The following is a 17,190-nucleotide window of genomic DNA, read 5'->3' on the forward strand; positions in this document are numbered from 1 at the left end:
AATGATCATGAGTTGGCCGCACTCGCCGTAGCGGTGGACGTTTTGGTGTCGCTCGACACGGCACGGACTACCTCAAGCACTTCGTCGCTTTCCGTGAACATGACAAACCCGCCTATTACGAACAGGGCCAAGCCTGCAAGGAAGTTCCAATCCGGAAATTCGAGGGTGAACGCGGCGAGGAAGATGACGGCAAAAAGCCCGTACAACGCCGCAATCGCTTGCCCTCGCCCAACGCCTATCAGTGGGAAAGACTTGTACCAGGAAACATAGCAGAAGGCGAAGCTCACGCCCGCCAGCATCAGCCAGCCGATGACCGCCCAGTTGAACGTGGCGATGACCAGTTCCACAACCGGTTGGTCGGTAAAGAGGTAGATCGCTGGTAAAATCAGCACAACCCAATACAGGACTTCGGCCGTGAACCTGACCGTAATACCCACATCCGGATCGGCCACATCCAGCCCTCGGCCTGCGATTGCGCCCTCTACACCCCAGCCAATGGCTGCCATTGCGCCGCCCAGATAGCCAAGCCAGCCGGCGTCGCCGGTGCCTGTGATTTCAGCAATAATGCCGGGTGCATAGACTGTCACGCCACCTGCCAGAATGATAAAAATACCCACCGCTGCGCGTTTGGTGATCTTCTCCTGATACCAGAGTCTGGCCAGGGTGGCGCCGATGATGGGGTACATCAGCGCTGAAATGGCCGCGAAGGCTCCGCCGATGTAGCCTATCGCCAGATACGAGCCAAAGATGGCCATCGGGCCGCCAAATATGGCGCCGATGAAGAACCACTTGGATATAAAACGCATCTGCCTGATGGTGCGAACGTATTCCCCCAGTTTGCCCAATACCCCGTTCCAGACAAACAGAAAGAACAACACGGCAATGGCGTTGAAGGTGGTCAGCACCGCCGCAGCCAGCAGAAACTGGGCGTTGGTATCGAAACTCAAGTTAATATAGGGCGCTTCAAACCACACCGCGGACCCTGGTACATACCAGGCACCCCAGAGCACGGCGGCCCACATGGCCCACATAAAGCCCCAGCGTATGCTGCTGGAGGTGAAGCGCGACCGAGCCTGGCTCAGACTTGGTTGATTCATACAGTCTCCTTTGCTGGCTGGGTTTGCTTCACTTTGAGAAAGGCTTCAAGAGAATCGTCCATCGCATCCATCCAGGGCGTATGGTGCACAGGCGCCAGGGTGCCCGTCAGCGTGGAGCGGTAGCTCCTGTTGCGGTACCCAAGAATGTCCGCTTCCTTATCGTGTTCCCATTGCTTGAAAATATCGGCAACGGCGGTTACATCGAATGCTGGGTAGTCGGTAGGTTCAAGCAAATCCTGTATGTAAGCGGCCTGAAAATCTATCTCGTCGACGGGATCGGCAAGCTTCAGCTCGCGGGCGACCCATTCACGGCTATCAGCGGCCATGGCGTCGTTTGCCGGCAGTGCAATGCGGCCGAGCATTACATCACGGGCATACCAGGCCTGGGCGTCGAACATGTTAAAGGTGTAGTATTGGTCCTGCATGCCAAGGAATATAAGCTTCGGGTTGGCTAAGGAAACGATCCCCTTGTACAGACCTTCCGGGTACATCCGGTTGTGCGTGGTCAGCGTCAGTTCGTTGGGCAGGAACGGGAAGTGATGCTGGTACCCGGTACACAGAATGATCGCGTCGACTTTTTTGCTGGAGCCATCCTTGAAATGGGCCGTCTTGCCGATCACTTCCGTTAGCAACGGCACTTCGGTGAAGGACTCCGGCCAGTCGAAGCCCATGGGCTGTGAGCGATAGCTGAAGGTGACCGATTTGGCGCCGTACTTGTGGCACTGTGTGCCTATGTCTTCTGCGGAATAGCTGCTGCCGATCAGCAAAAGATCCTTACCTTTGAACTCGCAAGCGTCGCGGAAATCGTGGGCGTGCAGCGCACGGCCGGGAAACTGCTCCAGGCCTTCAAAATAGGGCACATTGGGGGTCGAAAAGTGCCCGGTAGCAACGATGACATGGTCGAACTCTTCGGTGCTCAATTCGTCTTGCTTTAAGTCCCGCACCGTAACCGCGAACTTGCCGGTGGCTTCGTTGTGGTCAACCCAGTGCACCGCGGTGTTAAAGCGGATGTACTGTCGTACATTGCTCTTGGCCACACGGCCCATAATGTAGTCGCGCAGCACGGCGCGGGGCGGATAAGACGGGATAGGGCGACCAAAATGTTCCTCGAAGCTGTAATCCGCGAACTCCAGACATTCCTTGGGGCCGTTTGACCATAAATAGCGGTACATGCTGCTGTGCACGGGCTCGCCATAGGCGTCCAGGCCCGTGCGCCAGGTGTAGTTCCAAAGACCGCCCCAGTCGCTCTGTTTTTCGTAGCATACGATTTCGGGGATATCTGCACCGGCGTCGCGGGCTGCTTCAAAAGCACGTAATTGGGCCAGGCCGCTTGGGCCTGCACCTAAAATGGCAATTTTAAAACTCATAATGATTCCTGTTTAAGGCGTTGTGTCGAGCACCGGGCAAGAGCGGCCAGGGCGACAACTGAAAGCGAAAAAGGGCTCAGCTTTGACCGGTAACGATCAAGCCACGAGGCTTCGCAATAAGACACATCAAATTCGGATTAACCGACGGCGGAATAGGATGTAGACAGCAACTGTCGGGGGCGACAGAAGGTCAGGAGTGGGCAGACCACTGATCTGAGTGCGAGATTTCGAGAAAACGCCGGAGGAAAGCGCTCGGATGGCTAAGGCATAAGAAAAATGCCTGGTAACTCGCACGTCAGAGGAAGTATTCTAACACATCTTGGGTTGCCGCGGAGCAGGTGGTTAATGTGATCGAAAGTTTCAGCCAAAGCATGATAGATGCCTCACTAAAAGAGCTTAACAAGAACTCTGATGAGTTCTGGACTGTTAAAGAGAAAAAACTATACAGGCAGTTTAAGTTCTCTGACTTTGTTTCGGCATTTAGCTTTATGAAAAAAGTAGCAATACTTGCGGAGATGGCGAACCATCATCCCGAATGGTCTAATGTATATAACAGGGTGACCATAAGCTTAATAACCCACGAAGCTGGTGGTATATCGAAGAGAGATTTTGAGTTAGCTAAGGAAATATCTAAATTAATCTGAAAACCGGGTGAACTAAGAAAAATCGATCTTTTATTATTTTGGGCGTGGCAGGCACAGATCGTATGCGATGAAGTAGAGTTTGCGTAGAGTTAGATTTTCCGTTATAGCGAAAACCCGCCATCTACCGCAATAGCTTGTCCGGTAACGTGGGCGGCGCTGGCTAAATACACCGCAAGTTGTCCCATGTCTTCTGGCGTTTGGGCTTCGCCCTGTGGAAGCAGTGTTTTTTGGTGACGCTCCCACGACCCTTCTTCCGATTCGCCGTCTTGGGCCCAGGCCGCTGACAAACCGTCTGGCCCGCGCCACATTCCAGTTCCGACAATGCCAGGGCATAATGCGTTAACAGTCACGCCTTCAGCTGCGACTTCCTTGGCGACAGCGTTGGTAAAACCAATGACTGCGAATTTCGAGGCGGAATAATGGGACAGATTCAGACAGGTCTATTTTGGGTAATCTGGATTTCTGCCGTTCGCGGCAAAACGCATGACGGACATTGACCTGAAGTTGCATTAGGATATAGGTAGTATTCATCCAGTTCATCGATCCAGCTGAAGGATATCTGCATATGAAGATCGGTATTCCAAAGGAAATTTACCCAGACGAGCGACGGGTTGCGGCAACGCCACCCTCGGTACACAAACTGATTGGGCTGGGGTATCAGGTTACGGTCGAGACGAGCGCAGGCGAGGCGGCGCACTATCACGACTCAGCCTATGAAGCCGTTGGTGCGACGATTGCGACGGATGTCGGCGCTTTGTGGAGCGACTCGGATTTTATTCTAAAAGTTCGCGCACCCATGGAAAATCCGGCGCTGGGTAAGCACGAAGCCGATCTGATGAAGGAAGGTGGTTTTCTGGTCAGTTATATCTGGCCGGGGCAGAACCCTGAGCTTCTGGAAAAGCTTGCCGCCCGTAAGGTGACTACTTTCGCTATCGACAGCCTGCCGCGAATCAGCCGGGCCCAGAAGATGGATGCGCTAAGCGCCATGGCGAATATTGCCGGATACCGCGCGGTGGTGGAGGCGGCCAGTCACTTTGGACGCTTCTTTACCGGGCAGATGACGGCCGCAGGAAAAGTGCCGCCGGCCAAGGTGATGGTGATCGGTGCTGGTGTAGCGGGCCTTGCGGCTGTGGGTGCTGCCAACAGTTTGGGTGCGATTGTGCGGGCGTTCGATACCCGGCTGGAAGTGAAAGAACAGATTGAAAGTATGGGCGCAGAATTCCTGCAACTGGATTTTGGTGAGGAAGAGGGCAGCGGCACAGGCGGTTATGCCAAGCAGATGAGCGATGAGTTCATCAAGGCGGAAATGGCGCTGTTTGCGGAACAGGCTAAAGAAGTCGACATTATTATTACCACCGCTCTTATTCCCGGCAGGCCCGCACCCAAGCTTATTACCGCGGACATGGTGAAATCCATGAAACCTGGCAGCGTGATTGTCGATCTGGCGTCCGAGCGTGGTGGTAACTGCGAGCTCACCGAGCCTGGCAAAATCGTCGAGAAGCATGACGTTACGCTGATCGGCTACACAGATCTGCCAAGCCGCATGGCCAAAGTGGCCAGCGACCTTTACGCCACCAATCTGTTTCACCTTGTCACCGAACTGACGCCAGAGAAAAACGGCCAGCCACAAGTGAATATGGAAGACGATGTGATTCGTGGCCTGACGGTGGTGCTGGATAAAGAAATAACCTGGCCGCCGCCCCAGCCGCACACGCCGGTCAGCCCCAAGCCTGCGCCCGGCACTGAAGAGCCCTCGGCAGAACAGAAGGCAGCAGCGCGCAAGGAATCGGATCGCCGCAGCTTAATGGGTAAGGGCGTATTGTTAATTGTCACCGTTGCCGCGCTTTATGGCATTGGCGCTCACGCACCGGATAGCTTTCTGAGGCACTTCACCGTATTCGTGTTGGCCTGCTTTATTGGCTGGCAGGTTGTCTGGAATGTAACGCCTTCTTTGCACACACCGTTGATGAGTGTGACCAACGCCATCAGCGGCATTATCGTGATTGGCGCCATATTGCACCTGGCTCAGGCGGAAAATCTTGCGGTCGGAATTATGGCGTTTGTGGCGGTGCTGATTGCCAGCATCAACGTAGGGGGCGGCTTTCGGGTTACCCATCGCATGCTCAAAATGTTCCGCCGCTAGGAGGCACCCGCTATGAGTTCAGGACTTGTTAGTGTGGCCTATGTGGTCGCCAGCGTACTGTTTATTCTCAGCCTTGGAGGCTTGAGCCATCAGGAATCGTCGCGTCGCGGCAATCTTTACGGGGTTGCCGGCATTCTCATTGCGCTGGTGGCTACGGTGGCCAGCGTTAGCGACAGCGGGCTTGTTGCTATTGTGATTGCGGTGCTGGCAGGGGCCAGTATTGGCATTGTTATCGCCGATAAGGTGGAAATGACTCAAATGCCACAGTTGGTGGCGCTGCTGCACAGCTTTGTGGGCTTGGCCGCGGTGCTGGTGGGCTTTTCTGGCTACATCGAGCCGCTGATACAAACAACCGGTGCCGAGCACACCATCAAGTTGGTGGAAGTGTTTCTAGGTGTGTTTATTGGCGCCGTTACCTTCACCGGCTCACTGATTGCCTGCGGCAAACTGGATGGCCGTATCGACAGCAAAGCCCTTACGTTGCCAGGCAGGCACCTGATGAACCTGGTGGCGCTGCTGGCGTCGGTGCTTCTGGGTGCCTGGTTCCTGGGCACCGACAGCATGGCCCTGGGCGTGATTGCACTGGTACTGATGACGCTGATTGCCGCCGCTTTGGGTGTGCATTTAATCATGGCCATTGGCGGTGCCGACATGCCGGTGGTGGTTTCGATGCTCAACAGCTATTCCGGCTGGGCCGCAGCGTCTATCGGTTTCATGCTGGGCAATGACTTGCTGATCGTAACCGGTGCGTTGGTCGGCAGCAGTGGCGCGATCCTCAGTTACATCATGTGCAAAGCGATGAATCGGTCGTTTATCAGCGTAATTTTGGGTGGCTTCGGTCAAACCAGCACTAGCTCTGCCGCCGCTGGGCCTGATCAAACGGCTTTGGAAACCAATATTGAGGAGGTATGCGAGGAACTGCGTAACGCGGATTCGGTGATTATCGTACCGGGTTACGGCATGGCTGTAGCTCAGGCCCAGAACGGGGTCAGCGAGATGACCAAACTGTTGAAGGCGCGCGGAACAACGGTGCGGTTTGGCATTCACCCGGTTGCCGGTCGCCTGCCCGGGCACATGAACGTGCTGCTGGCGGAAGCGAATGTGTCTTACGATATCGTGCTGGAGATGGACGAAATCAACGCCGATTTCCCGCAGACCGACGTGGTGCTGGTTATCGGTGCCAACGACACAGTGAACCCGGCCGCAGCAGAAGATCCTGGCAGCCCGATCGCCGGCATGCCGGTGCTTGAGGTTTGGAAAGCACGGCAGGTGGTGATTCTTAAACGCGGTATGGCAACGGGTTATGCCGGGGTGGAAAACCCGCTGTTCTTCAAGGACAACTCCCGCATGCTCTTTGGCGATGCAAAAGACAGCATCGACAAACTGGTGAGTGTGTTGCGGGGCTGAGTGATCTGACCCTCTCTGCTACAGAGAGGGTATGCTCTGGCTAGACTCAGTAAAGCTTGGTGAGGGATTTGCGGGCGAAATCGTCCACCTCGCCAAGCCGCCCTTCCTTCACTTTGGTGAGCCATTCCGGGTCTTGCAGAAGCGCTCGGCCCACAGCAATAAGCTCGAATTCGTGGTTGTTCATGCGCTTTACCAGCTCGTCGATACCAGACTGTTCAACCGACTCCTGCTTGCTGGCCATAGTGCCGCTAATGAAATCTTCTGTCAGGCCAACGCTGCCAACCGACATGGTGGGTTTGCCCGACAGCTTCTGAGTCCAGCCTGCAAGATTAAGGTCAGAGCCTTCGAATTCCGGTTCCCAGAAACGACGGGTTGAGGCATGGAAAATATCCACACCGGCTTCAACCAGCGGCTTCAGGAACTGCTCGAGCTGTTCCGGGCTGTTCACCAGTTTTGCGCCATAGTCCTGCTGCTTCCACTGGGAAAAACGCAGCATGATGGGGAATTCGGGGCCCACACGGTAGCGAATCGCTGCCACAATCTCGACCACGAAACGCAGGCGGTTTTCCATGCTGCCACCGTACTCGTCATCGCGCTGGTTGGTGCCTTCCCACAGGAACTGATCAAGCAGATAACCGTGGGCGCCGTGAATCTCCACGCCGTCAAATCCCAACGCTTTGGCGTCTTGTGCAGCGTCGGCAAACGCGGTCACAACATCATCGATGTCCTCTTTGCTCATTGCCCTGCCACTGGGCTTGCCGGGGGCAAACAGACCTGACGGGCTGTAGCCGGGAACCGAAGGATCTGGCTCTGCGCCTTCCTTGCGCACCGAACCCACGTGCCAGAGCTGTGGGAAGATAGCGCCACCGGCTTCGTGCACCGCATCGACTACGTTCTTCCAGCCCGCCAGTGCATCAACACCGTGAAATGCAGGTACATCCGGATAGCCACTGGCCGCAGGATGATTCACCGTGGTGCCTTCCGTAATAATAAGGCCCACGCCGGCTTCGGCACGGCGCCGGTAATAGGCAACCACGTTCTCGCCGGGAACGCCGTTAGGCGAAAAATTCCGGGTCATTGGCGCCATGGCAACGCGGTTGCGAAGTGTCAGGTTATGAACTTTGAAAGGTTCAAACATTGGGCCCAGGTTCATGGTCAACAGTAACTACTCCTGAAAAATCGATGTTTAAAATAAAACTGCGAAAGTCGATAGGTACCTTATTATGGGCCCCGCAGTCTGGCCAGGCCATCAGCGTTTTCAACACTGCCTTTAACTGCCCCAGATTTTGTGGAAATCGTGGGAACTCAAGCATGATGAACTCTTGCTGATTGTCGGTTAGGGTCTGAGGCGCCATGATGGCGGTGTTACTAACATAAGGTGCGTTTATGGCGTTGCGATACTGGGTAGTTCTGACGATTCTGATTGGCGGTCTCGTTGCGTTGTTGCCCGGCATATATGTGCGTTTGGCTGCGGGTGATCCGCATATGACAGGCGCGCTGCTGGGCGGTTTGTTTGCCGCTGGGGCGACGGCGCTGGGTACGATTCCTGCCATTTTAACGCGCCAGCTTTCGCAGCGTTTTACCGATACGCTGATGGGCTTTGGCGCCGGGGTTATGCTGGCAGCAACGTCGTTTTCATTGATTATACCGGCACTGGATACTGCCGCTGATCAGGGCGCAGGTTCCTGGCTGGCCGGGGGTATTGTTGGTGGTGGCATCATACTGGGCGCTCTGGGTTTGCTGATGATTGAGCGGGTTGTGCCCCATGAACATTTTGTCAAAGGCCTTGAGGGCGGCGCCCGATCTGAAACCAATATCGAACAGGCAACAAGGCTTAAGCGGGTCTGGCTTTTTGTCACGGCCATCGTGTTGCACAACTTTCCTGAAGGCATGGCGATTGGTGTTTCATTTGCCGGGCCGGATCTGGTGGGTGCAAAGGCCCTGACGGTAGGTATTGCGATACAGGATATTCCCGAAGGCTTTGTGGTTGCTTTGGCGTTGATGAGCGTTGGTTATAGTAAAGGATTAGCGATTGGCGTTGGTGCTCTTTCTGGTTTGGTGGAGCCTGTCGCGGCTCTGTTGGGCGTCGCATTGATCGGCCTTTCGGTTCATCTTCTGCCCTGGGGGTTGGCGATTGCGGCAGGTGCAATGCTGTTTGTGATCAGTCATGAAATTATTCCCGAATCCCATCGCGCCGGGCATGAAAGCTGGGCAACGGGTGGGCTTATAATCGGGTTTGTTTTAATGATGCTTCTCGATACAGCACTTTGAGCACCAAGCTTCTGATCAGCATTCCATTAGGATCATAGATGACCGTTGTTCTAACTCTACACGCTCTTCTGGTTCTGGCGTTTACAGTCAGAATTCTGCTGCGCGATGACTTATCACCGCCTGGGCGCCTGGCGTGGTTTATCGTTTTGAACGCGCTGCCTTATTTTGGCAGTGCCGTGTATTTTCTGTTTGGCGAGATTGATATTGGCAACCGCGCAAATAAGCGCCATGGCGAAATTTTCGATGAAATAGGCGCAAAAGCGGCGGGTTTCATGGGAAATGCGGCAAACGTAGACAGTTTGATTGATCCCATTTATCGTCCGGCATTCCGCTACGCAGGATCTATCAACGGGTTTTATACCCTGGACGGCAATGCCGCCGAACTGATGGCGGATGGCGATGCCACGCGGGCGCGCCTGGTCGCGGATATTGATGCGGCCACCAGCCATGTGCATGTGCTGTATTACATCTGGCTGGATGACAATACCGGCAGCGATGTGGCCGCCGCCTTGATTCGGGCTGCGCAGCGAGGGGTTACCTGTCGTGCGATGGCCGACGGGCTGGGTTCCCGCGTATTGATCAAATCCAGGCTTTGGCGTCGCATGAATCAGGCCGGCGTTCAGTTGGCCGTAGCGTTGCCGTTCAGGAATATTGTTCGCACCATTCTGACCAGTCGCCTTGACCTGCGTAACCATCGCAAGATCACGGTAATTGATGGGTGCATCACCTATTGTGGTAGCCGAAATTCTGCAGATCCTGAGTTTCGACCCAAAGCGAAGTATGGCCCCTGGGTGGATATCATGCTGCGATTTGAAGGCCCGGTGGTAGCGCAGAATCAGCTGTTGTTCGCCAGCGACTGGATGCAGGCCACCGGTGAATCCCTAAACGGAATTGAGCTCAAGGCTGAGCCCATTAAAGGAGGATTCCCAGCGCAGGTGATGGGGGTAGGGCCTACGGAGCGTCGCGGAGCAACGCCACAGTTGTTTGCCAACCTGATCGCCAGTGCCGAAACCGAACTGACCATTTCTACGCCTTATTTTGTTCCCGACGCAACGCTTCTGGAAGCGCTCTGTGCCGCAGCCCACCGAGGTGTTGCGGTTACGCTGATTTACCCCAAGGTGAACGACAGCTGGATCGTCTCTGCCGCCAGTCGCAGCTACTATCATCGGCTACTCGATGCGGGTTGTTGCATCCATGAATTCAAGGGTGGACTGTTGCACGCGAAGACTCTGACCCTCGACGGGTGTGTCAGCCTGGTAGGCTCCTCCAATCTTGATCTGCGCAGCTTTGACCTGAACTACGAAAACAACATACTGCTGCGAGACGAGGCCATCACCATGGCCATTCGAGAGCGACAGCAAATTTATATTGGCCGCTCCGAACAGGTTGTACTGGCTACAGTGCTTGCCTGGCCCTACTACCGGCGAATCTGGAATAACGTGATCGCAACGATCGGCCCGGTGCTATAGATAAGAATCGGTAGCTCACTTATCACTTGAACTCAGGCTTGCAACCACCTAAGCTCCTGTAAATTACAATATATAGGTCGTTATTCTGCATCAGACGCCTGAGAGGCTATTTGATAGCCTGCACGAAGCGGTCAAAGGCGGTTCGGGTATCTTTCCGTTTTACGCCGGTATTGTGGGCTCAATGACATCTCTGAGTTTTACCTGGCTTATAGAAAAAAGACGTAAACACGCGCCCTTAAAATCGACTTAGCCTGCGCCTATGAGAAGCACCTTATATTCCTACCGGTTTCAACCCGCCAAGGTTCGTTCCGAGCTCATGCGGATGCTCCCCATCTCCCTTTTTGTGGTGGCGTTTGGAGCTGCGTTTGGTTTGGCGGCGGTGCAGAAAGGGCTGGCCCCTTTAGACACCATTCTGATGAGCACCCTGGTGTTCGCCGGGGCATCGCAGTTTGCCACGCTTGATATGTGGGGCGCCGAGGTCTCGGTGATCCCCGTTATGGTCGTGGTATTTGCCATCAACTCCCGGCATCTGCTGATGGGCGCGTCGCTTTACCCCATGTTGAAAGACGTAGCGCCCGCCAAACGTTATAGCCTGCTTCTGGTTCTTACCGACGCCAACTGGGCCATAGCCGCTCAGGATTACCAAAGAGGTAATCGTAACCTGGAGGTTATTCTGGGCGGTGGTCTGGTGCTTTGGCTGGCGTGGATTTTAGGCACCTGGTTAGGCGTCTACTTTGGCGGGCTGTTGCAGAATCCGAAGAACCTGGGGCTAGACATGGTTTTGGGCTGCTTTCTGCTGGCCATGGCCTTAGGCGGAAAGAAGAGCCCGCGTATTCTTGTCGCCTGGGTGCTGGCTGCGCTGGCGTCGTTAGCCGCATGGAAATGGCTGCCCGCCAACACGCACGTTGTCGCAGGCGCTCTTGCTGGCGGTGTGGTCGGGTTCTTCTGGCTTGAGAAAAAACCGGGTAAAGAGACGGCCGGGGAAACACCCACGTGACCATTGAAACCACCACAACAGGCGTTCTGGTACTGATACTGATCATGACGCTGGTGACCTTGGCGACCCGTTTTGGCGGCGTGTTTATCATGTCCTTCGTGCGGATAAGCCCTCGCATAGAGAGTTTTATCAACACCATGGCCAGCTCTGTGCTTATCGCTATCATCGTGCCCATGGCATTTGAGGGCGATGCAGGGGCGCTTGCCGCCCTGTCGGTGACGGCCGTTGCTATGCTCGTTCTTAAAAAACCGTTGCCAGCGATTGCTGCCGGTGTCTTCGCTGCTGCTGCTGTGCGGTATCTGTTTTAAAGCCCCCGCGTCGAGTTTTACCGAATCCGTGGCCGCGACGACTACGCAATGTTACAAATCAACAACCCTTTAACAACAGTGGACGACCCGCAGAAGTTCTGGCGCAAGGCAACGGCCGAAGTAGACAGCTTGCCAATGCCAGAGATAAAAACCGCCGGTTTCTTCGACAGAATGTTCGGGCGCGCGAGCTGAGGAAAACAACCTGAATGACCATGCTTTCCCCCTATGCGGCCTACCAGCAGGCACTGGCCGCGGGTTTTAAAGACGACCCCGCTCAGCAACGGGCTGCCTTGAGTTTGCAGCGCTGCTATGAACAGTTGCAATCAGGCGACCCGGATGTTCAAGGCGTGTATCTCTGGGGGCCGGTGGGGCGCGGAAAAACCTGGTTAATGGATCGTTTTCATCAGGTTTTAACCGTGCCTGCCCGGCGACAGCACTTCCATCATTTTATTCGCTGGGTTCACCGGCGCTTGTTTCAGTTAACCGGACAGGAAAATCCGCTGCGCCTTTTGGTGCAGGAGTTGGCGGCCGAGGCACGGGTGTTGTGCCTTGATGAGCTTTTCATCAGTGACATTGGCGATGCCATTCTTATCGGTGGTTTATTGCGTGAATTATTTGCGCAGGGGTTGGTATTGGTGACAACGTCAAACCAGCCACCGGATGAGTTGTACGCGGATGGCTTTAATCGTGAACGACTGCTGCCGGCCATTACCGCACTCAACCAGCACATGCAGGTTGTGAACGTGGATGGCGGTCAAGACCATCGGTTACATCCTGGCCAGAGCCAGCAACGCTATTGGGTTAACCAGCCCCAGGCTTTAGAGGCGGCGTTCACAGAGTTACTCATTAGCGGCGAGCAAACCCATAGCCAACCGGTGCTGTTGGGCCATCGGTACATCAAGGTGGTCCGGCGCAGCGAACGCCTGCTGTGGTGCCGCTATAACGATCTATGCGAGCAGCCACTGGCCGCACAAGATTTTATCGAGATGTGTGATTGTTTCTCCCATATTTTTTTGAGCGACGTGCTCCAACTCACAGGCGCTGGGCAACAAACGGCGATTGCCCGTGGCACCGAAGATGGCGTAACGCAGGTGGCCGCCGGAGACCGCCAGTTGCCTGCGCTGTCGCGCCAGGATGACGGCGTGCGCCGATTCATTGCGCTGGTAGATGAGTGCTACGACCGCAGTATTCCGCTTTACCTGGGCGCTGCCGTGCCGTTAAACCAGCTATACAGCCGGGGCGCGTTGGGATTCCCGTTTCGCCGCGCCCTTAGCCGCCTGCAAGAAATGCAGTTTCAGCGATTTGGACAGTATGCAGTAAGCTCCGAAGGTGACTCTTGAAACGCTAAATGCAACTGAAGCGAATCGGTGACTTGTCAAAAATCTGTAACCCACTACAGTTATGCTTATAAATTGCACGTCATCGTTTTTCATTGCTCATAAGGACAGGCCAAATCATGAAATTCCTTCGTCAATTCAAGGTTCTGACACTGGTTACTGCTGTAACAGCGACGTTTTCGATGTCGGCCCAGGCTGAAACACTTCGGCTGCTGACCTGGGGCGGTTACGCGCCACAGGATGTGGTCGAGCAATTCGAGAAAGAAACCGGCATCGAAGTTAAAATAACCCTCTCCAATAACGAAGACATGATTTCAAAGCTGCGCGCCACACGCGGCGCGGGCTTTGACCTGGCCCAGCCAAGCCAGGACCGCATTGTTAGCGCCCATGCTGATTTCAATATTTATAAGCCGATGGATCTGAGCAAAATCGACACGGCAAAGATCATCCCCTCCATGCTGGCAGCAACTAAAAAGAACACCGAATTTGAAGGCGAGGTGTACGGTGTTCCGCACGTTTGGGGTACCAGTGGCCTGATCGTCAATCGCGAGGCCGCGGGCACGGTGAAAGATTACACCGACCTGTGTGATGACTCGTTAAGTGGCTCTGTGTCTTATCGCTTGAAGCGTCCCACATTGATTGGTTTCGCTTTCGCACTGGGTGAAGACCCGTTCGCAGCCTACGGCGATACGGAGAAATACCAGGCCATTCTGAATAAAGTGGAAGAAAAACTGGTCTCCTGTAAGAGCAACGTAAAAGCCTATTGGTCCGGCGGCGATGCCTTGCTGAACCTGATGCGTTCGGGCGAAGTGTCTGCGGCCATGGCCTGGGATGCGGGTGGCTGGAAACTTAACTCAGAAAACCCGGACATCACGTTTGTGGCGCCCGCATCTGGTGCGCTGGGCTGGATTGATACCTTTGTGCTGCCGCGCAAAACCAAGGCCGAAGACGCCGCTTATAAGTGGATCAACTTTGTGATGCAGCCTGAAGTTGCGGCTCGTATTACCGAGTCTGCCGGTAACTTTACGGCATCCAAAGGCAGTGATGATTTTGTCAATGACACGCTGAAAGCTCAGTTCAAGCAGAGCTTTCCAGAAGCGGACCTGGACAACATCAACTGGTACCCGCCCGTTCCCGCCGGTTTGGAGGTAATGGAAGGTAAGGTTCTCGATCGGGTGAAAGCCGCAAACTAAGCTCGATTAAGGTTGTTGTCTATGTCGGATCAAGCATGCGCATTGGGTGTCGATGCGGGGGTGCAGGAAGATCTTGCCTGCACCCTGCTGAGCAAACATTTTGGTGAGTTTGCCGCTGTCGACGGGGTGTCGTTCAGCATCCCCCGCGGGGCGTTTTTTTCCATCCTTGGCCCCTCTGGTTGCGGTAAAACAACGCTGCTGCGAATGCTGGCTGGTTTTCAGCAACCGGATTCCGGCGATATTCTGATTAAAGGCAAGTCAGTGCTGAACACGCCGCCGAACAAGCGGCCCGTTAACATGGTGTTTCAGCATCTGGCGCTGTTCCCCACCATGTCGGTGGCCGAAAACATTGCTTATGGGTTGAAGCGCAAAGGCATCCCCAAGCGTGAACACGCCACCCTGATTGACGAAGTGCTGGCTAAGGTTCACTTGCCCGGGTTTGGCGACAAGCGCATTGATCAGCTCTCTGGCGGGCAAAAACAGCGCGTAGCCATAGCCCGCTGCCTGGTGCTGAACCCCGCCGTGTTGTTACTCGATGAGCCGTTAGGCGCTCTGGATTTGAAACTGCGCGAGCAAATGAAAATTGAGCTTAAACGGCTGCAGCGCGAGTTCAACACCACGTTTGTCTACATCACTCACGACCAGTCTGAAGCGCTGGTTATGTCTGACCAAGTAGCCGTGATGAACAAGGGCCGGTTTGAGCAGGTCGGCACGCCGCAAGAGCTTTACTACCAGCCAAAAACCGCCTTTGTGGCAGGCTTTGTTGGCGACAGCAACCAGTACGCAGGCAAGGTGCAGTCGCAGTCTGGCGACCTTGTCACCCTCGTCACCGAGCAGGGTGTACGTCTGTTGAGCCACGCCAATCAACCGTTGGTGGCGGGCTCACCCATTACGTTGTTTGTTCGGCCGGAAGTGATGCAGATCAGCACATCCAGGCCGGCAACGGAACAAGACAATTGCCTGGCCGTCACCGTTTCGCGCGTATTGTTTGATGGCGCACAAAGTCGGGTTCAGGTGGAAACCGCCGAAGGCGCCGAGCTTACAGTAGCGCTGCCGCAGACCGCAGACTTTCAGGCATTAGAGGCGGGCCGTTCGGTGCATGTCAGCTGGCAAGCCAGTCAGTGCCTTTGTTTCCCCGCACCCGCGGATACGAAGCCGCCGGGTGCGCCATGAGCGACGCCAGCGGCAACTTCAACCGCACCCAATACCGCCTGGGCTTTTGGCTGTTGCTGGCGCCTATCGTACTCTGGCTCAGCTTGCTGATTATTCTGCCGCACATTGATATGGTGTTGGTGTCGCTGCGGGAGCGCATTGCCTCCCGGCAATACGGTTTCAGCTTTGGTAACTACACCGCGTTTTTTACCGAACCTCTGTATTGGAATACCTTTGTTCGCACAGCGGTGATGTCCATTGTTGCCACGGTGCTGACGCTGATCATTGCCTTCCCGGTGTCGTTTTACATTGCCAAGGTACTCACCGGCAGGCCGCGGATTGCGTTGTTTATTTTGTGCCTGCTGCCGTTCTGGGTCAGCGAACTGGTGCGTACTTACGGCTGGATGATATTACTGCGGGAAACCGGGCTGATCAGCGGCGCGCTGCAATGGTTCGGGCTGGCAGACCAGCCCGTTGAAATGCTCTATAACGACGTCGCCATTATGGTGGGGCTTATCTACACCTCCATGCTGTTTATGGTAGTGCCACTGGTGACCACCCTCGACAGTCTGGACAACAGCCTGATTGAAGCCGGATACGACTTGGGTGGCAGCAGCTGGAACGTGATGCGCAGCATTGTGATTCCCCACGCCATGCCTGGCATTATGAGCGGCTGCATTGTGGTGTTTATGCTAACGCTCGGAAATTACCTGACCCCAACACTGCTGGGCGGCAAATCCAGCCTGTGGTTTACCGAGCAGATCTACACCCAGTTTATTACCCGCTTTAATTGGGAGCAGGGCGCCGCCTTTGGCATTTTGCTGCTGATACTCTCGTCACTCATCGTTTGGTTGGGCCTGAAAATCACCAGGCAGTCGTTTACACGGGTGATGTCATGATTCCCTCTATTCCCAGCAGCCGTTTCTTTCGGGTTTCTTACCTGAGTTATGTAACGCTGTTTTTCATTTTTTTAATCACGCCCCTGGTCGTTGTGGCGGCGTTCTCGTTTAACGACGCATTGTTCCCATCGCTGCCGTGGAATGGTTTCACCTGGGACTGGTATCTGGGTAAGGGCGAGCCCAGGCTCGGCCTGTTTCACGATGACGCATTGCTCGACAGTATTGGTGTGAGTGTTCAGGTGGCCATTGTCACCACCATGGCCAGTCTGGCACTGGCCACCTGCAACGCCTTTTTGTTCGAGCGCGAACAGTTTCCGGGTAAGAACTTTCTTTACGTGCTGATGCTGATGCCGCTGGTGATACCGGGGGTAATACTTGGGGTGTCCATTCTGGTGTTCAGCAGTACCGTGGCTAACTGGTTTGAGGTGCAGTTTGGTTACGAAATAGAAGCCCTGCGCCCGGGCTTGGTATTGGTCACGCTCGGTCAGTTTGCGTTCCTTACCACCATTGCCACCCTGGTGATCTCTGCGCGCCTGCGCAAATTCGACATTACCCAGGAAGAAGCCGCCATGAACCTGGGCGCCAGCCGCCTGACAGCCATTGCCACCGTTACCCTGCCGTTCCTGAAACCCGCGCTGTTTGGTGCCGGCGTGGTGGCGTTTCTGATGTCGTTTGAAAACTTCAACACGACTTTGATGCTGGTGGGCTCCGATGCCCCTCTGACCATTGCCATGTTTGACCGGCTGCGGGAAGGCTCAACACCGGTATTAAACGCGGTGTCGGTATTGCTGATGGTGGGGTCAGCGTGTCTGGCGCTAATTTCACTGTTTGTGCAGCGCCCGGCCAAGCCGTAATCTACGCTTACAAGATGTAGTGAAAGGCGGCATTTTTTGATTTGCCCCCTAC

At 54.9% G+C, this 17,190-nt stretch carries 15 protein-coding genes and 1 pseudogene; 12 read left to right on the forward strand and 4 right to left on the reverse strand.

All coding sequences use genetic code 11. The features are described from left to right. Window positions 1–5: 5 nt before the first annotated feature. A complete protein-coding gene (locus tag A3OI_RS0106040; protein WP_007349629.1) occupies window positions 6–1,097 on the reverse strand; it encodes a DMT family transporter in 1,092 nt (363 codons plus the stop codon). Beyond that, window positions 1,094–2,464, reverse strand: a complete 1,371-nt coding sequence (locus A3OI_RS0106045; protein WP_018403409.1) for an NAD(P)-binding domain-containing protein — start codon at window positions 2,462–2,464, stop codon at window positions 1,094–1,096. Before A3OI_RS0106045 ends, A3OI_RS0106040 begins: the two co-directional genes overlap by 4 nt. A gap of 347 nt (window positions 2,465–2,811) precedes the next feature. Between A3OI_RS0106045 and A3OI_RS0106050 the strand changes: the two genes are divergently transcribed. Continuing rightward, the gene (locus tag A3OI_RS0106050) at window positions 2,812–3,108 is read left to right on the forward strand and encodes a 4a-hydroxytetrahydrobiopterin dehydratase (protein ID WP_018403410.1); all 297 of its coding nucleotides are present in this window, start codon (window positions 2,812–2,814) and stop codon (window positions 3,106–3,108) included. 101 nt (window positions 3,109–3,209) lie between these two features. On the opposite strand, the pseudogene A3OI_RS19495 reads toward A3OI_RS0106050, so the two are convergent. Then, window positions 3,210–3,539, reverse strand: a pseudogene (locus A3OI_RS19495) (SDR family oxidoreductase); the annotation flags it as partial. Window positions 3,540–3,673: 134 nt separating this feature from the next. Here A3OI_RS19495 and A3OI_RS0106060 point away from each other — a divergent pair. Both A3OI_RS0106060 and pntB read left to right on the forward strand, forming a co-directional pair. Further along, window positions 3,674–5,251, forward strand: coding sequence for a Re/Si-specific NAD(P)(+) transhydrogenase subunit alpha (locus tag A3OI_RS0106060; RefSeq protein ID WP_018403412.1), 1,578 nt, complete (start codon window positions 3,674–3,676; stop codon window positions 5,249–5,251). Window positions 5,252–5,263: 12 nt separating this feature from the next. Then, window positions 5,264–6,658 carry a Re/Si-specific NAD(P)(+) transhydrogenase subunit beta gene (gene pntB / locus A3OI_RS0106065; RefSeq protein WP_026224027.1) on the forward strand — a complete coding sequence of 465 codons (1,395 nt, stop codon included), beginning with the start codon at window positions 5,264–5,266 and terminating at the stop codon, window positions 6,656–6,658. 46 nt (window positions 6,659–6,704) lie between these two features. On the opposite strand, the gene A3OI_RS0106070 is transcribed toward pntB, so the two are convergent. Then, a complete protein-coding gene (locus A3OI_RS0106070; RefSeq protein ID WP_026224028.1) occupies window positions 6,705–7,817 on the reverse strand; it encodes an NADH:flavin oxidoreductase in 1,113 nt (370 codons plus the stop codon). A gap of 227 nt (window positions 7,818–8,044) precedes the next feature. Here A3OI_RS0106070 and A3OI_RS0106075 point away from each other — a divergent pair, with 227 nt between their 5' ends. The 9 genes from A3OI_RS0106075 (at window position 8,045) to A3OI_RS0106115 (ending at window position 17,138) form a co-directional block, all read left to right on the forward strand. Further along, on the forward strand, window positions 8,045–8,929 hold the full coding sequence (locus tag A3OI_RS0106075) for a ZIP family metal transporter (RefSeq protein WP_018403415.1): 885 nt from the start codon (window positions 8,045–8,047) through the stop codon (window positions 8,927–8,929). Window positions 8,930–8,967: 38 nt separating this feature from the next. Next, entirely contained in the window at window positions 8,968–10,398 is a 1,431-nt protein-coding gene (cls, locus tag A3OI_RS0106080; RefSeq protein WP_018403416.1) for a cardiolipin synthase, read from the forward strand. A gap of 259 nt (window positions 10,399–10,657) precedes the next feature. Continuing rightward, window positions 10,658–11,395, forward strand: coding sequence for an AzlC family ABC transporter permease (locus tag A3OI_RS0106085; protein ID WP_026224029.1), 738 nt, complete (start codon window positions 10,658–10,660; stop codon window positions 11,393–11,395). Beyond that, window positions 11,392–11,703 carry an AzlD family protein gene (locus A3OI_RS0106090; RefSeq protein WP_018403418.1) on the forward strand — a complete coding sequence of 104 codons (312 nt, stop codon included), beginning with the start codon at window positions 11,392–11,394 and terminating at the stop codon, window positions 11,701–11,703. Before A3OI_RS0106085 ends, A3OI_RS0106090 begins: the two co-directional genes overlap by 4 nt. Before the next feature lie 206 nt (window positions 11,704–11,909). Continuing rightward, window positions 11,910–13,043, forward strand: a complete 1,134-nt coding sequence (zapE, locus tag A3OI_RS0106095; RefSeq protein ID WP_018403419.1) for a cell division protein ZapE — start codon at window positions 11,910–11,912, stop codon at window positions 13,041–13,043. 116 nt (window positions 13,044–13,159) lie between these two features. After that, the gene (locus tag A3OI_RS0106100) at window positions 13,160–14,233 is read left to right on the forward strand and encodes an extracellular solute-binding protein (RefSeq protein WP_018403420.1); all 1,074 of its coding nucleotides are present in this window, start codon (window positions 13,160–13,162) and stop codon (window positions 14,231–14,233) included. A gap of 21 nt (window positions 14,234–14,254) precedes the next feature. Next, the gene (locus tag A3OI_RS0106105) at window positions 14,255–15,406 is read left to right on the forward strand and encodes an ABC transporter ATP-binding protein (protein ID WP_018403421.1); all 1,152 of its coding nucleotides are present in this window, start codon (window positions 14,255–14,257) and stop codon (window positions 15,404–15,406) included. Beyond that, a complete protein-coding gene (locus A3OI_RS0106110; RefSeq protein WP_018403422.1) occupies window positions 15,403–16,284 on the forward strand; it encodes an ABC transporter permease in 882 nt (293 codons plus the stop codon). The genes A3OI_RS0106105 and A3OI_RS0106110 overlap by 4 nt, the downstream gene beginning before the upstream one ends. After that, window positions 16,281–17,138 carry an ABC transporter permease gene (locus A3OI_RS0106115; RefSeq protein ID WP_018403423.1) on the forward strand — a complete coding sequence of 286 codons (858 nt, stop codon included), beginning with the start codon at window positions 16,281–16,283 and terminating at the stop codon, window positions 17,136–17,138. The genes A3OI_RS0106110 and A3OI_RS0106115 overlap by 4 nt, the downstream gene beginning before the upstream one ends. Window positions 17,139–17,190: the final 52 nt, after the last annotated feature.

This window comes from Marinobacter gelidimuriae (genome assembly GCF_000372805.1).
Classification (GTDB): domain Bacteria; phylum Pseudomonadota; class Gammaproteobacteria; order Pseudomonadales; family Oleiphilaceae; genus Marinobacter; species Marinobacter gelidimuriae.

Coding starts and splice junctions, on each gene's coding strand:
- zapE (WP_018403419.1), top strand. CDS start 11,910: ATGACCATGCTTTCCCCCTATGCGGCCTACCAGCAGGCACTGGCCGCG.
- A3OI_RS0106040 (WP_007349629.1), bottom strand. CDS start 1,097: ATGAATCAACCAAGTCTGAGCCAGGCTCGGTCGCGCTTCACCTCCAGC.
- A3OI_RS0106105 (WP_018403421.1), top strand. CDS start 14,255: ATGTCGGATCAAGCATGCGCATTGGGTGTCGATGCGGGGGTGCAGGAA.
- A3OI_RS0106060 (WP_018403412.1), top strand. CDS start 3,674: ATGAAGATCGGTATTCCAAAGGAAATTTACCCAGACGAGCGACGGGTT.
- cls (WP_018403416.1), top strand. CDS start 8,968: ATGACCGTTGTTCTAACTCTACACGCTCTTCTGGTTCTGGCGTTTACA.
- A3OI_RS0106085 (WP_026224029.1), top strand. CDS start 10,658: ATGAGAAGCACCTTATATTCCTACCGGTTTCAACCCGCCAAGGTTCGT.
- A3OI_RS0106075 (WP_018403415.1), top strand. CDS start 8,045: ATGGCGTTGCGATACTGGGTAGTTCTGACGATTCTGATTGGCGGTCTC.
- A3OI_RS0106110 (WP_018403422.1), top strand. CDS start 15,403: ATGAGCGACGCCAGCGGCAACTTCAACCGCACCCAATACCGCCTGGGC.
- A3OI_RS0106115 (WP_018403423.1), top strand. CDS start 16,281: ATGATTCCCTCTATTCCCAGCAGCCGTTTCTTTCGGGTTTCTTACCTG.
- A3OI_RS0106045 (WP_018403409.1), bottom strand. CDS start 2,464: ATGAGTTTTAAAATTGCCATTTTAGGTGCAGGCCCAAGCGGCCTGGCC.
- A3OI_RS0106100 (WP_018403420.1), top strand. CDS start 13,160: ATGAAATTCCTTCGTCAATTCAAGGTTCTGACACTGGTTACTGCTGTA.
- pntB (WP_026224027.1), top strand. CDS start 5,264: ATGAGTTCAGGACTTGTTAGTGTGGCCTATGTGGTCGCCAGCGTACTG.